Here is a 13,786-nt window from a genome sequence, read left to right as displayed (position 1 = left end):
CGCGATCCGACGACCTCCCGAAGGAAGCCCCTCCGTGCCCCACACTCCTGCCTCCGAGCCCGTCCACCAGGCGCCCCACGCGATCTGGCGGGGCCTGCGCCAGACGCTGCGCTCCGACGCCGTCGGCGGCGCCCTGCTGCTCGGCGCGACCGTCCTCGCGCTCGTGCTCGCCAACTCGCCCGCGGCCGGCTTCTACGAGACCGTCCGCGACTACGAGTTCGGCCCCGAGGCGCTCCACCTGAACCTCAGCGTCGGCGCCTGGGCGGCCGACGGACTCCTGGCGATCTTCTTCTTCGTCGTGGGGCTCGAGCTCAAGGAGGAGTTCGTCGTCGGCAAGCTCCGCGACCCGCGCACCGCCGCCCTCCCGGTCGCCGCCGCGTTCGGCGGCGTCGCCGTCCCCGCCCTGATCTACGTCGCGATCAACGCGACCGCCGGCCCCGACGCCCTGCAGGGCTGGGCGATCCCGGTCGCCACCGACATCGCCTTCGCCGTCGCCGTGATCGCGGTCGTCGGCAAGAGCCTCCCGGTCGCCCTGCGCACCTTCCTGCTCACCCTCGCCGTCGTCGACGATCTGCTCGCCATCACGATCATCGCCGTCTTCTACACCTCGGCCATCGCCTTCCTGCCGCTGCTGCTCGCACTCGTCCCGCTCGGGATCTTCGCCGTCCTCGTCCAGCGGGGCGTCCGCACCTGGTGGATCCTCATCCCGCTCGGAGTCGCCACCTGGGCGCTCGTGCACGCCTCCGGCATCCACGCGACCGTCGCCGGCGTGCTGCTCGGCTTCGCGGTCCCGGTCGTCGCGACCGCCCGCGCCCGCGTCCGCACCGGAACCGGGAGCGACGGCGAGCCCGAGTACGACGGACTCGCCGCGCACTTCGCCGACCGCTGGAGCGGCGTCTCGGCCGGCGTCGCCGTCCCGGTCTTCGCCTTCTTCTCGGCCGGAGTGACGATCGGCGGACTCACCGGCCTCGTCGAGTCGTTCCAGGACTCCATCGCGCTCGGCATCGTCGTCGGTCTGGTGGTCGGCAAGCCGCTCGGCATCCTCGCGACCACCTTCCTGATCACCCGTCTGCCCGGCCTCCGCCTCGATCCCGCGCTGCGCTGGCCGGACCTGGTCGGCATGTCGATGCTCGCCGGCATCGGCTTCACCGTCTCGCTGCTCGTCGGCGAGCTGTCCTTCGGCGTCGGAAGCGAGGCCGACGAGCACGTGAAGGTCGGCGTGCTGGCGGGCTCGGTGATCGCGGCGGTGATGGGCGCGGTGGTGCTGTCGATCCGCAGCCGCGCCTACGCGCGGACCGGAGTCGTCTCGGACTGACCCTGGGCCAGCCGCATCGTGCCGCCCGCCCGGGCGGCGAACGCGCGCGCCGTCGCCGCGATCGTGCGCTGCATGACCCGGACCGCCGCCGTCGGCGCAAGGTCCGCCGGGCGCGCGAGGCTGATCGTGCGGCTGAGCGTCGGCTCCTCGAGCCGGATCGATCGCAGGCCCGGGCGACCCTGCAGCACCATCGCCGGCACGATCGCGACGCCGAGACCGCGCTCGGCGAAGCGCAGCACCGCGTCCATCTCGGCGCCCTCGAGCACCACGTCGGGCACCAGGCCCGCGGCCGCGAAGGCGGCATCGGTCGTCCGGCGCAGGTCGTAGCTGGAGTTGAAGACGATCTGCGGGAGCCCCGCCACGGCCGCCAGTCCGAGGGCGTCGCCGTCGGCGAGCGCGGGCTCGGCCGCCGAGGAGACCACCACCAGCTCCTCGACGAGCAGCGGCGTCACCGTGAAGGCGCCGACGGCCGCCGCCGTCGACGTCGTCACCAGCGCGAGGTCGAGCTCGCCGCGTGCGAGCCGGTCGAGCAGGCTGCGCGAGCCGTCCTCCGCCAGGTGCAGCTCGATCGCCGGGTGCGCCGCGTGGAAGGCGTGCAGCACCTCCGCCACGAGGCTGATGCAGAGCGTCGGCGTCGCGCCGAAGCGGACCCGCCCGCGCTCGAGTCCGGCGAGCTCGGCCAGCTCCCGGCGCACCGATTCGGCGTCGGCGAGCATGCGCCGCGCGAGCGGCAGCAGCAGCTCACCGGCCGGGGTGAGCGTGCTGCCGGAGCGCGCCCGCTGGAACAGCTCGGAGCCGAGGTCCTGCTCGATCGAGGAGATCTGCCGGCTCAGCGAGGGCTGCGCGAGGTGCAGCTCCTCGGCAGCGCGGGTGAAGCTGCCCAGGCGCGCGACCTCGACGAATCCGGCCAGCTGCTCGAAGTTCATGTCCATAGCGTAGGTGCATGACCGGCCCCAGCATTATGCATTGGAGTAATCGAAGAGCCCTGCCTAGCGTGGAGCCATGACCACTTCAGCGACCACCACGACCCCGGAGCGCCGGATCTCCACCTCCGTCCTCGTCATCGGCACCGGCGGCTCGGGCCTTCGCGCCGCGATCGAGCTGGCCGAGGCCGGCGTCGACGTCCTCGCGCTGGGCAAGCGCTCGAAGTCGGACGCGCACACCTCGCTCGCCGCCGGCGGCATCAACGCCGCCCTCGCCACGATGGACCCCGACGACAGCTGGCAGCAGCACGCGGCCGACACCATCACCGAGTCCTACCAGCTCGCCAACCCGCACACGGTCGAGATCGTCACCTCCAACGCCGCCCGCGGCATCCAGGACCTCGAGCGCTACGGCATGCCGTTCGCCCGCGAGGACGACGGCCGCATCTCGCAGCGCTTCTTCGGCGCGCACACCTACCGCCGCACCGCCTTCGCCGGCGACTACACCGGCCTCGAGATCCAGCGCACGCTGATCAACCGGGCAGCGCAGCTCGACATCCCGATCCTGGACACCGTCTACGTCACGCGCATCCTCGTCAACGAGGACGGCGCCGTCTTCGGCGCCTACGGCTTCGACCTCGTCGACGGCACCCGCTACCTCATCCACGCCGACGCGGTCATCCTCGCCGCCGGCGGCCACAACCGCATCTGGCGCCGCACCTCCTCGCGCCGCGACGAGAACACCGGCGACTCGTTCCGCCTGGCCGTCGAGGCCGGCGGGCGCCTCCGCGACCCGGAGCTCGTGCAGTTCCACCCGTCGGGCATCATCGAGCCCGAGAACGCGGCCGGCACGCTGATCTCCGAGGCGGCCCGCGGCGAGGGCGGCATCCTCCGCAACGGCCTCGGCGAGCGCTTCATGGGGAAGTACGACCCGGCGCGGATGGAGCTCTCGACTCGCGACCGCGTCGCGCTCGCCTGCTACACCGAGATCAAGGAGGGCCGCGGCACGCCGAACGGCGGCGTCTGGCTCGACGTCTCGCACCTGCCGCGCGAGACGATCATGACCCGCCTCCCCCGCGTCTACCAGACGATGCTCGAGCTGCAGATGCTCGACATCACGAAGGACCCGATCGAGATCGCGCCCACCGCGCACTACTCGATGGGCGGCGTCTGGGTCCGCTCGGACGACCACAGCACGGACGTCCCCGGCCTCTACGCCATCGGCGAGGCGTCCAGCGGACTGCACGGCGCGAACCGGCTCGGCGGCAACTCGCTGATCGAGCTGCTCGTCTTCGGCCGCATCGTCGGGCAGGCGGCGGCAGAGTACTCCGCGTCGCTGACCGCGCAGACCCGCTCCGCCGCGTCGGTGCAGGTCGCCCGCGACGAGATCGCCGACCTGCTCGCCGCCGACGGCGAGGAGAACGTGCGGGCCCTGCAGCGCGCGATCCGCAACACCATGACCGAGCACGCCGGCGTCGTCCGCGACGAGGCGGGCCTGCTCGCCGGTCTCGCCGAGCTGGACGCGATCGAGGCGCGCATCGCCGACATCGGCATCCACCCGGACATCGCGGGGTTCCAGGACCTGGCGCACGCCTTCGACCTGAAGTCCGCCGCGATGGCCGCGCGGGCCACCCTCGAGGCCGCGCTGGAGCGCCGCGAGAGCCGCGGCTGCCACAACCGCAGCGACTACCCGGAGATCGACCCGGCGCTCCAGGTGAACCTGGTCTGGTCGCCGTCCACCGGAATCACCCGCGAGGAGATCCCCGCGGTCCCGGAGGAGATCCAGGCGCTGATCCGCGAGGTCGCCACCGCGGGCAAGCTGCTCGAGTAGCGGCACCGCTCGCGCTCAGCGCGCACGACGACGCCGGCCCGGGAGCGTTCCCGGGCCGGCGTCGTGTCGTTCCGCATCCGATCAGGCGCGGCTGCGGGCGCGTCCGCCGAAGCGGGTGTAGAGGAACAGCACGATGACGGCGCCGATGATGGAGCCGATGATCCCGGCCGGCTGGAGGAAGCCCTCCATCGGGTCGTGCTGGAAGATCAGGAAGCCGAGGAAGCCGCCGACGAAGGATCCGACGATCCCCAGCACGATGGTCATCAGGATGCTGATGTTCTGCCGCCCGGGCACGATGAGGCGGGCGAGAGCGCCGGCGATGAGGCCGACGACGATGAGGCTGATGATGAGTCCGAGCACGGGCGTCACCTTCCTGTCGAGCACGGCGGACCGTGCGGTGGGGCTCTGCGGTCGCTGAGCCGATGGCCCACCCAAGCAGGGGCGGAGGGGTGGCCGGTACACCCCTGGGGGTGTAGTCACGGTGCCCGCTCCCGCGGTACGGTCCGTGCATGCCCACGCCCCTGACCGTCGCCCTCGTCGACGACTACGACGTGGTGCTCAAGGGCCTCGCGCACATGTTCGACCACTACCGCGACCGCGTCGTCGTCGCCGAGATCGACGCGAACGCCGCGCTCTCCGACCGCATCGACATCGTCCTCTACGACTCGTTCGCCCAGCCGGAGTCGGACCTGCAGGAGCTCGCCGACCTCGTCCGCAACCCGCGCGCCGAGCACGTCGTCGTCTACACCTGGAACTTCCACCCCGACCTCGTCGCCGACGCCCTCGACCAGGGCGTGCGCGGCTACCTCTCCAAGACCCTGCCCGCCCGCGAGCTCGTCGCCGCCCTCGAGGCCGTCCGCTCCGGCGAGCTCGTCGTCAGCGAGCCGCCCCGCCGCGCCGGCACCGCCCCCGGCCTCGACTGGCCCGGCCGCCACGAGGGCATCACCGACCGCGAGTCCGAGATCCTCGCCCTGATCACCCAGGGCAAGAGCAACGCCGACGTCGCCGCCCTCACCTACCTCAGCCCCAACACGGTGAAGTCCTACATCCGCAGCGTCTACGGCAAGATCGGCGCCTCCAGCCGCACCCAGGCCGTCCTCTGGGGCGTCGAGCACGGCTTCACCCCCGACCACCACCGCATCGACCACTGGCTCGGCGGCCCGTGACCCAGCGGCCCGACCAGGGCGAGGCGCTGCTGCGGGCGCTCTGCACGACGTCCGAGCTGGACGAGGACGGCGAGGTCGTCGCCGTCGGCGACCGGATCCGGCGGCTCGCCGTCCCGCACCGCGGCGGCTACTTCGGCGGCGACCTCGACGAGACGCCGTGGATGCTCGACCGCTACGGCGACGCGATCGGAGCCGCCGACACGGTGTGGATCGAGGGCGTCGTCGAGTCCGTCGCGGCGATCCGGACCCGCATGACCCGGCGCGACGACGGCGTCTGGACGGTCCGGCCCGGCTCCGCGGTGCTCGAGCCGCTGCGCTCCACCGCGGACACGCGCAGGCCGGTCCCCGAGATCGACTGGGGGCCGCACTCGGAGCCCGACGCCGAGGGGCACGCCTACGCGATGGGCTTCGCGCGGCGGAGCGAGGGCGACGAGGAGCTGTCCGGCTGGCTGATCACGGTGCGGCGCGCCTAGGGTGAGCACACCGCAGCACGAGGGGGACGCGATGCCACGGAACCACCCGCACAGAAGAGCCACCGCCGCCGCGATCGCGCTGCTCGCCCTGCCGCTGCTCGCGGGCTGCGCGGGACCGACGCCCTACTCCGACTTCGACCGGACACGGGACGAGCGCGACGTGCTGCCGGATCTCGGCGACGTGAGCGAGCAGATCGAACCGGATTCCGTGCGCTTCGTCGGCAGTGCCGAGGGCGTGGACGTCTATCTCGGCTCGTCGATCCGCGGCGACGACCACTGCGTGATCATCGACGGCGACGACGGGCCCGTGAGCGGCTGCGGCGGAGGCGGCGACCCGGAGGTGTCGCAGCGCACCTCGGTCGTCGTGCAGGTGCATCCCGACGGCGTCGTGCCGGAGGACTCCCCCGGTCTCGACTGGACGGCCCTCGGCCAGAACGTGTCGGTGCGGTCCTACAACTGACCGCTGTCCCGCCGGCGGTAGGTCGCCAGCGCCACTCCGCCGGGCAGCGCGCGCAGGTCGACGGCCTCGAGCGCCACCGGCTGCGGGAGCCCGCCGAAGAGCGGGACCCCCGCGCCCAGCAGCAGCGGCGAGATCTTCACCTGGATCTCGTCGATCTCCCCGATCAGCTGCGCGGCGAGGTCGCCGCCGCCGCAGAGCCAGATGTCGCGCCCGGGCTCCCGCTTGAGCGCCGCGACCTGCGCCCGCACGTCGCCGGCCATCGTCTCCACCCGGTCGGAGGTGGGCAGGCGTCCGTGGGTCACCACGATCTGGCGCAGGTGCGGGTACGCACCGTCGACGAGCCCGGCGTCCACCGCGGGGGCGTGGGTCCGGCGGCCGAGCAGCACGGTGTCGAACCGGCGCGGCGACGCCGTGACGCCGAGCGCCGCGCGCAGGTGCGCCGGGCAGGTCTCCGGGTAGCGCTCGAAGAGGTCGGCCAGGGTCTCCGGCGCGGTCGGGAACGCGGAGACGTCCCCCTCAGGATCCGCGATGCAGCCGTCGAGCGAGGCGGCGATGTAGTAGACGAGGTCGCGCATGCCACCGCACGGTACCCCTCCTCGGCGGGGGTCTTCTAGCCTGGAGGGAGAGGAGGTCCCCATGTCCGAAGCCAGGGATCGCGCCGCTCGCTACGCCGCGGAGCGCGCGACCGGCGGCCGCCCGGAGACCGGCGACGAGCGCACCGGCTCGCTGCCCGAGAACGCCGAGGACCGCGCCGCGTTCATCGAGACGTCGATCCAGCAGGCGATCCGCCGGGGCGAGTTCGACGGCCTGCCGGGCGCGGGCAAGCCGCTCGAGGGCCTCGGCGAGCACCACGACCCGGACTGGTGGATCCGCCGCAAGATCGAGCGCGAGAACCTCACCGGCATCGGTCCCGCCGCCTTCCTGCTCCGCGCCGAGGACCGGCGGCTGGACGAGCAGCTCGACCGCCTGATCCGCGAGTCCGAGGTGCGCGCGGTGCTCGCCGACTTCAACAAGCGCGTCGTCGAGGCGCGCCGCCAGCTGCTCGGCGGCCCGCCGGTGGTCACGCCGCTCCGCGACATCGACGCGGAGGTCTCCGCCTGGACCGAGCGCCGGAACGCGCGGTTCGCAGCGCCCGAGCCGCAGGAGCCCGCGCGGCCCCGCCGCCGGTGGTGGTGGCGCCGGCGCTGACCGCTCCGCGCACGAGCGCGCCGATCCGCATCACTATGCTGGGAAACTCCGCGAGGGAGGGTCGGATGAAGGTTCCGCGCACCGCGACGACCCGCGTCGTCACCGAGATCAACCGGACGGCGATCGTCGACGCCCTCCGCCTGCACGGCCCCTCCTCCCGCAGCGCCATCGCCCGGCACACCGGCCTCAGCCCCGCCACGGTCGAGCGGCTCTGCTCGGCCCTGCTCGGCGAGGGCGTCATCGTGCTCGACGGCCGCGAGCGCTCCTCCGGCGGCCGGCCGTCCTCGCTCTACCGCTACGCCGGCGACGCCCGCGTGGTCGCCGCGATCGAGGTCTCCGAGACGCAGGCGCACGGCCGCCTCGTCGACTTCGACGGCAAGACCGTGCGCGACGAGGTCCTCGCCTTCGACCTCTCCGGCGACGGCTCCGACGCCGACCGCCGCCTCGCCGGCACCATCGAGATGGTCGACCTGCTGATGGCCGCGTCGAAGCGGATCCGCAAGCCCTGCGCCGGCGTCGGCGTCACCATCCCGGGCATCGTGCACGGTCCGGAGGGCCGGGTCACCAACACGATCGAGCTCGGCTGGAGCGACGTCATGCTCGGCAGCATCCTCCAGGCCCGCGTCGGCGTGCCGGTGCTGGTCGAGAACGATGCGAACGCCATCGGCTTCGGCGAGTGGTCCCGCGGCGCCGGCCGCGGCGCGCAGAGCCTGGCCACCTACGTCCTCGGCGTCGGAGTCGGCGCCGGCATCGTGCACGACGGAGTGCTGCTGCGCGGGTCGCGCTCGGCCGCGGGCGAGATCGGCTACCTGGTCACCGAGCGCTCGCACCTGGAGCGGCCGTACACGACCCAGGGCGACCTGGAGTCGCGGATCGCCGGGATCTCCCGGAGCTACGCGCGGGAGCACGCGGCCGATGCGGCGAACCCGCTCGGCGCCCTGCTCGACGCGGCCGCGGCCGGCGAGGAGTCCGCTCGGGCGCCCGCCGCCGAGGTCTTCGACTACATCGGCCTGTCCTGCATCGCGCTCTGCACCGTGCTGGACCCCGAGCTGATCGTCCTGGCCGGCCACCTCTCACGCCAGCCCGAGTACGCGATCCAGGAGGTGACCCGTCGCCTCGTCGGCCGGATCACCATCCCGCCGCGCATCGCCACCGCCGAGCTGGGCACCGACGCGGCGCTCGTCGGCGTCGCGCAGCTGATCATCGCCCGCTCGCGGACGGCGACCTACCTCAGCTGAGGGGCCGCTCGAACGCCGAGGCCGCCTCGCGGTCGAGCAGCACCGTGACGTCCGGATGGCCCTGCAGCGCCGAGGCCGGGCAGTCGACGTCGACCGGGCCGAGCAGCGCGCGGGCGACGGCGTCCGCCTTGGCCGCGCCCGAGGCGAGCAGCACCAGCGAGCGCGCGGCGAGGATGGTCGCGATCCCCTGCGTGATCGCCGACTCCGGTACCAGCTCGAGACGACCGTCGAAGAAGCGCGCGTTCGCCTCGCGGGTGCTCCGCTCGAGCCGGACGACGTGCGTGCCGACGTCGTGCGGGGTGCCGGGCTCGTTGAAGCCGATGTGGCCGTTGCCGCCGATGCCGAGGATCTGCAGCTCGACGCCGCCGGCCGCGCGGATCGCGGCGTCGTAGTCCCGGCCCGCCTGCTCGCCGTCCGCGCGGGTGCCGTCGGGCACGTGCACGGCGCCCATCCGCAAGGGGACGCGCACCTCTCGGTCGAGGACCGCGCGGTAGCTCTCGGGGTGCCCGGGATCGATGCCGACGTACTCGTCGAGCGCGAAGGCGCTGACCCCGGACACGTCGATCCGGCCCGCCGCGACCCGGCCGGCGAGCTCGCGATACAGCAGCGAGGGCGTCGAGCCGGTCGCGACGCCGAGCACCGCGCGCGGGTCGGCGAGGACGCGCTCGGCGACGAGGTCGGCCGCGGCGCGCGAGGCCGCGACGAAGGAGTCGAAGACGCGGACGGTGGTGCCGGGCGCGAACGCGGTGCTCCCGCGCGTTCCGGTGAGGCTCACGAGGCCACCTCCGAGAGGGTGCGCTCGGCGGCGGCGAGGGCCCTGGCGTGCGCCATCGCGCCCACCACCGGTGGCCGCCGCACCACGACGAAGGCCAGCTGCGGCGCTTCCTCGGCCAGCCGCTCGCGGATCCGCCGCTCGTAGGCGGGCTGGTTCACGATCACGCCGCCGCCCGCGACGACGAGCGAGCCGATCGCGCCGCGGCGGACCAGCGAGGCGACGCCCGCGGCGAGCGCCCGCGCGGCGTCCTCGACGATCCGACCGGCGAGAGCCGAGCCGGCGGCCGCCTGCTCGAAGACCAGCGGGGCGAACGCGCCCCAGGCCGCGCCGCCGGCGATGCGCGTCGCCTCGGCAGCGAGCGTCGCGGCGTCGCTCGCGCCGAACGCGGTGAGGACGGCGCCGATCAGCGGGTCCGACGCCCCACCGCCGGGGGCGATGCCGCGGTCGCAGGCCACGAGGGTCTCGCGCAGCGCCGTCGACACGAGGTCGTGCGCGCTGCCGCGGTCGCCGAGCGGCCAGCCGTGGCCGTCGACGGTGATCCGGACGCCGTCCGCGGTCGTCCCGCAGATCACGGCGCCGGTGCCGACGATCATCTGGATGCTCGGCTCCTCCTGCTCCGCGAAGCCGAGCAGCTCGGCGTCGTTGACGACCGTCACGGGCCGGCCGAGGCGGAGCGACAGCGTCGCCGTCGCCTCGCGCATCTGCCCCGGGGTGTCGCAGCCGTGCACGCCGAGGACCACCACGGCGTCCTCGGCGAGCGGGCGCAGGCGCAGCAGCACGTCGGCGAGCCGGGGCAGGTTCTTGGGGTCGGCGAAGAGCTCGCCCGTGCGCCAGGCGCTCGAGGGGAGGACCAGGTCCTCCTCCGCCCCGACCGTGTCGAGGAGGCGGACGTGGGTCTTGGTGCCGCCCACGTCGACACCGACGAGATGGGCTGCGGCCTGCGGAGGATTTTGCGTCACAGTGGCATGAAAGCATCTCCGGCCCCGCGGGACAAGGCGGCTGGCGCGGGATGCAGCCCCTCGCACACCTCCGCGTTACGGCGCTGTTTCCGCGAGTTACGGCCCGATCACGACTTCCGGCCCCCGGAAGATTCTTGTTGACCTATATGGGTCGTATTGATAAGAAAGCACTACCGCCTCGACGACGAAGCGCCCGCGCCTCGTCGACTGACAGACACATGAAAGGTGTTCCGTTGAAGAAGACAGCACGCGCCACCCTGGCGCTCCTCGGCACGGGAGTGCTGATCGCTTCTCTCGCCGGGTGCGCGAACGGCTCCTCCGGAGCCGGCGCCTCCGACCCGCTCCAGTTCGTCCTCTCCGGCGACGGGACCCAGGGCGGCGGCTACCAGAAGATGGCCGATCTCTACCAGGAGCAGACCGGTGTCGAGGTCGAGATCGTCGACGTCCCGGGCGACGACCTGACGACCCGCCTGCGCAACAGCGCCCAGGCGAACGACCTGCCGGCCCTCGCCGCCGCCGCGAACGTCGACCCGCTGTGGAAGGACCAGATCCTCGACCTCTCGCAGATCGCGACCGACCAGGACATCCTGCCGCTGCTCGCCGTGCCGGACCCCGAGGACGGCAAGGTCAAGGCGCTGCCCACCAGCCTCACCTCGGTCGGCATGTTCATCAACAAGTCGCTCTTCGACGAGGCGGGCGTCTCGTACCCCACCGACGCGACGCAGAGCTGGACCTGGGACGAGTTCGTCGCCAAGTCCGAGGAGGTCCAGGCGGCCACCGGCGCGCAGTACGGCATGGTGATGGACAACTCCGCGCACCGCCTCCGCTCCTTCCTCTACGAGTTCGGCAGCGAGGGCATCGTCGACGACGGCGGCACCTTCACCGCCAACGCCGAGACGAAGACGGCGCTGGAGTACTTCAAGAAGCTCAACGACGACGGCTTCATGCCCAAGTCGGTCTGGACCGCGGGCGAGGACGCCAGCGCGACCTTCAAGAGCGGCCAGGTCGTCTCCTACTACTCCGGCGTCTGGCAGATCGCGGACTTCCAGTCCAACATCACCGAGTTCGAGTGGGCCTCGGTGCCGACCCCGCAGCAGCCCGTCAAGGCGACCAACTACGGCGCCGCCTCGTGGATCGTCGCCTTCGACGGCACCGGCCAGGAGGAGGAGGCCCAGAAGTTCATCGACTGGCTCTACCAGCCCGAGCAGTACTCCGCGTACTGCGAGATCGCCGGCTGCCTGCCCGCCGTCACCGGCCTCGAGATGAACTACCCGGCCAACCAGGACGCGTTCGCGCTCTACAACGCCGAGATCGCGGCCTCGCCCGCCGTCTCCTCGCTGCAGACCGTCGACCAGCTGATCGGCGGCTACGAGGGCAAGTTCCTCCAGTCGGAGCCGCTCAAGGACGAGACGATCAAGTACCTCAACGACCAGCAGAGCGTCGACGAGACCATCGACAACATCCTGTCGACGACCCAGGCCGCTCTCGGCGAGTAGGTCCCCCCGGGCGGTGCGGGGTCCTCTCCCCGCACCGCCCTCCCCCTCGCAGGATCACCCGATCAGGAGAGCATCATGACCGTCCAGCCGCTCGTCACTCCGTCCTCACCACCGGAGGCGGTCCTCACGGTCCCCGGCGCAGGTCGCGGATCGAAGGGCTCGCGCAAGCGCCCCGTGCGCCGCCCCCGCTACGTCGTCAGCACCGTGCTGCTGACGGTCGGCGTCGCGATCCTCTTCGCCCTCTTCTTCGTCTGGCCCGGCGCCCTCGGCGTGATGTACTCCTTCACCTCGTACCGGGGCTTCGGCGACATCGAGTTCGTCGGCCTCGACAACTACACGGCGCTCGCGCAGGACCCGGTGTTCTACGCCGCGGTCGGTCGCACGCTCGTCTACGCGCTGTTCTCGGTGCCGTTCGCCTGCGGTCTCTCGCTGCTGATGGCCGTCGCGCTGAACAACGCGCGGGCCAAGGGCAAGATCGGCGCCCGCATCATCTTCTTCCTGCCCTGGCTGGTCTCCCCCATCGTCGCGGGCGTCATCTGGCGCTGGATGTTCGGCGAGAGCTTCGGCTTCGTCAACTTCGCGATCACCTCGCTCGGCGGCGGCGCCGTGCCGTGGTCCTCGAACGCCGACCTCTCGCTCTTCGTCGTGATCCTCGCCTCCGCCTGGGGCGGAGCGGCCTTCAACATGCTGCTGTTCATCGCGGCGCTGAACAACGTGCCGGTCTCGCAGTACGAGGCGGCCGAGCTCGACGGCGCGAATCCCTGGCAGCGCTTCGTCTCGATCACCCTCCCCGGCATCGCGCCGACCACGCTGCTCGTGGTCCTGCTCTCGACGCTCGGGCACATGAAGGAGTTCGCGATGATCCAGGCCCTCAACAACGGCGGCCCGGGCACCGAGAACCAGCTCATCGTCCAGTACATCTTCCAGACCGGATTCGCGCAGTCGAACGTCGGCTACGCCAGCGCCGCCTCGATGGTGCTGCTGGTGATCCTGCTGATCATTGCCGCCATCCAGCTCGCCATCAGCAAGAGGAGCCAGGCATGGTGACCACGACCCCCGCCCCCGCCCGCACCACCCGCCCGAAGCGCACGCCGGCCGCGCCCGCGCCGATGACCCGGAAGAAGACCGGCGAGTTCCGCCGCTCGATCGGCCCGACCGCGATGCTCTGGGCGATCGCGATCCTCACGCTCTTCCCGCTGCTCTGGTTCCTGCTCAGCTCGTTCAAGGGCGGCGGCGACCTCTTCACCTACCCGCTCTCGCTGCTGCCGCGCGAGTGGACCCTCGACGGCTACCAGCGCGCGCTGGAGCGGGTCGACTTCGTCCGCTACTTCTCGAACACGTTCGTGGTCGCGACGCTGACCACGCTGCTCACCGTCTTCTTCAGCGCGACGACCGGATACGCCCTGGCGAAGTACAAGTCGCCGTGGCTGAGCGTGCTGGCGCTCTGCATCCTCGCCACGACGATGCTGCCCGGCGAGGTCATCCTCAACCCGGTCTTCACCGTGGTCCGCGACCTCGGCATGTACAACACGCTGATGGGCATCATCATGCCGTCGATCCTCACGCCCACCGGCGTCTTCATGTTCCGGCAGTTCTTCATCACGGTGCCGGACGAGCTGCTCGACGCCGCCCGGATCGACGGGGCGCGCGAGCTCTCGATCTTCTTCCGGATCATGCTGCCGCTGTCGAAGCCGATCATCCTGACGCTGTCGATCATCTCGTTCCAGTGGCGCTGGAACGACTACATCTTCCCGCTGATCATCCTCAGCGACCCGAAGAACTTCACCCTGCAGATCGCGCTGCGCCAGCTGATCGGCGCGCAGAACATCGACTGGGCGATCCTGCTCTCGGCCTCGGTGCTCTCGATGCTGCCGCTGGTGGCGATCTACCTGGTGTTCCAGAAGTACATCACCGGGTCCGACATCAATGCGGGGCTGCGCGACTAGAGATGCACCACGACGA

The 13,786-nt window shown here is 72.0% G+C and carries 15 protein-coding genes; 10 read left to right on the top strand and 5 right to left on the bottom strand.

The window, feature by feature from the left end; translation table 11 throughout:
* The first annotated feature begins 34 nt into the window (after positions 1-34).
* Positions 35-1,315 (top strand): Na+/H+ antiporter NhaA, encoded by a 1,281-nt coding sequence (nhaA, locus tag EDF36_RS06470; protein ID WP_397459891.1) that lies wholly within the window; start codon positions 35-37, stop codon positions 1,313-1,315.
* On the opposite strand, the gene EDF36_RS06465 is transcribed toward nhaA, so the two are convergent.
* On the bottom strand, positions 1,285-2,241 hold the full coding sequence (locus tag EDF36_RS06465; RefSeq protein WP_123732323.1) for a LysR family transcriptional regulator: 957 nt from the start codon (positions 2,239-2,241) through the stop codon (positions 1,285-1,287). The genes nhaA and EDF36_RS06465 overlap by 31 nt on opposite strands.
* Before the next feature lie 76 nt (positions 2,242-2,317).
* Here EDF36_RS06465 and EDF36_RS06460 point away from each other — a divergent pair, with 76 nt between their 5' ends.
* Positions 2,318-4,069, top strand: a complete 1,752-nt coding sequence (locus tag EDF36_RS06460; RefSeq protein WP_123732322.1) for an L-aspartate oxidase — start codon at positions 2,318-2,320, stop codon at positions 4,067-4,069.
* 81 nt (positions 4,070-4,150) lie between these two features.
* Here EDF36_RS06460 and EDF36_RS06455 read toward each other — a convergent pair whose 3' ends face one another.
* Positions 4,151-4,429, bottom strand: a complete 279-nt coding sequence (locus EDF36_RS06455) for a GlsB/YeaQ/YmgE family stress response membrane protein (RefSeq protein ID WP_123732321.1) — start codon at positions 4,427-4,429, stop codon at positions 4,151-4,153.
* A 149-nt stretch (positions 4,430-4,578) separates the two neighbouring features.
* On the opposite strand from EDF36_RS06455, the gene EDF36_RS06450 reads away from it, so the two are divergent.
* From EDF36_RS06450 to EDF36_RS06440, 3 genes are read left to right on the top strand one after another with little or no spacing between them, the layout of a single operon-like run.
* Positions 4,579-5,235 carry a response regulator transcription factor gene (locus EDF36_RS06450; protein ID WP_123732320.1) on the top strand — a complete coding sequence of 219 codons (657 nt, stop codon included), beginning with the start codon at positions 4,579-4,581 and terminating at the stop codon, positions 5,233-5,235.
* Positions 5,232-5,708 carry a hypothetical protein gene (locus EDF36_RS06445; RefSeq protein ID WP_123732319.1) on the top strand — a complete coding sequence of 159 codons (477 nt, stop codon included), beginning with the start codon at positions 5,232-5,234 and terminating at the stop codon, positions 5,706-5,708. Before EDF36_RS06450 ends, EDF36_RS06445 begins: the two co-directional genes overlap by 4 nt.
* 31 nt (positions 5,709-5,739) lie before the next feature.
* Positions 5,740-6,168 carry a hypothetical protein gene (locus EDF36_RS06440; RefSeq protein WP_123732318.1) on the top strand — a complete coding sequence of 143 codons (429 nt, stop codon included), beginning with the start codon at positions 5,740-5,742 and terminating at the stop codon, positions 6,166-6,168.
* Here EDF36_RS06440 and EDF36_RS06435 read toward each other — a convergent pair.
* Positions 6,159-6,743 (bottom strand): dihydrofolate reductase family protein, encoded by a 585-nt coding sequence (locus EDF36_RS06435; protein WP_123732317.1) that lies wholly within the window; start codon positions 6,741-6,743, stop codon positions 6,159-6,161. The two genes, EDF36_RS06440 and EDF36_RS06435, sit on opposite strands and share 10 nt — an antisense overlap.
* A gap of 61 nt (positions 6,744-6,804) precedes the next feature.
* On the opposite strand from EDF36_RS06435, the gene EDF36_RS06430 reads away from it, so the two are divergent.
* Positions 6,805-7,356 (top strand): DUF1992 domain-containing protein, encoded by a 552-nt coding sequence (locus EDF36_RS06430; protein ID WP_123732316.1) that lies wholly within the window; start codon positions 6,805-6,807, stop codon positions 7,354-7,356.
* Positions 7,357-7,421: 65 nt separating this feature from the next.
* Positions 7,422-8,594, top strand: a complete 1,173-nt coding sequence (locus EDF36_RS06425) for an ROK family transcriptional regulator (RefSeq protein WP_166674067.1) — start codon at positions 7,422-7,424, stop codon at positions 8,592-8,594.
* On the opposite strand, the gene EDF36_RS06420 is transcribed toward EDF36_RS06425, so the two are convergent.
* Positions 8,587-9,369 (bottom strand): glucosamine-6-phosphate deaminase, encoded by a 783-nt coding sequence (locus EDF36_RS06420; protein ID WP_123732314.1) that lies wholly within the window; start codon positions 9,367-9,369, stop codon positions 8,587-8,589. The genes EDF36_RS06425 and EDF36_RS06420 overlap by 8 nt on opposite strands.
* On the bottom strand, positions 9,366-10,328 hold the full coding sequence (locus EDF36_RS06415; RefSeq protein WP_185020384.1) for a BadF/BadG/BcrA/BcrD ATPase family protein: 963 nt from the start codon (positions 10,326-10,328) through the stop codon (positions 9,366-9,368). Before EDF36_RS06415 ends, EDF36_RS06420 begins: the two co-directional genes overlap by 4 nt.
* Before the next feature lie 233 nt (positions 10,329-10,561).
* On the opposite strand from EDF36_RS06415, the gene EDF36_RS06410 reads away from it, so the two are divergent.
* The 3 genes from EDF36_RS06410 (at position 10,562) to EDF36_RS06400 (ending at position 13,770) form a co-directional block, all read left to right on the top strand.
* A complete protein-coding gene (locus tag EDF36_RS06410) occupies positions 10,562-11,824 on the top strand; it encodes an ABC transporter substrate-binding protein (protein ID WP_243839919.1) in 1,263 nt (420 codons plus the stop codon).
* Positions 11,825-11,899: 75 nt separating this feature from the next.
* A complete protein-coding gene (locus EDF36_RS06405; RefSeq protein WP_123732313.1) occupies positions 11,900-12,871 on the top strand; it encodes a carbohydrate ABC transporter permease in 972 nt (323 codons plus the stop codon).
* Positions 12,865-13,770 (top strand): carbohydrate ABC transporter permease, encoded by a 906-nt coding sequence (locus EDF36_RS06400; RefSeq protein ID WP_243839918.1) that lies wholly within the window; start codon positions 12,865-12,867, stop codon positions 13,768-13,770. The genes EDF36_RS06405 and EDF36_RS06400 overlap by 7 nt, the downstream gene beginning before the upstream one ends.
* Positions 13,771-13,786: the final 16 nt, after the last annotated feature.

Origin of the sequence: Rathayibacter sp. PhB152 (assembly GCF_003751395.1) — a bacterium.
GTDB classification, from domain to species: Bacteria; Actinomycetota; Actinomycetes; order Actinomycetales; family Microbacteriaceae; genus Rathayibacter; species Rathayibacter festucae.
Note: the sequence above shows the minus strand (reverse complement) of the source record. Positions and strands in the feature narration are given on the sequence as shown.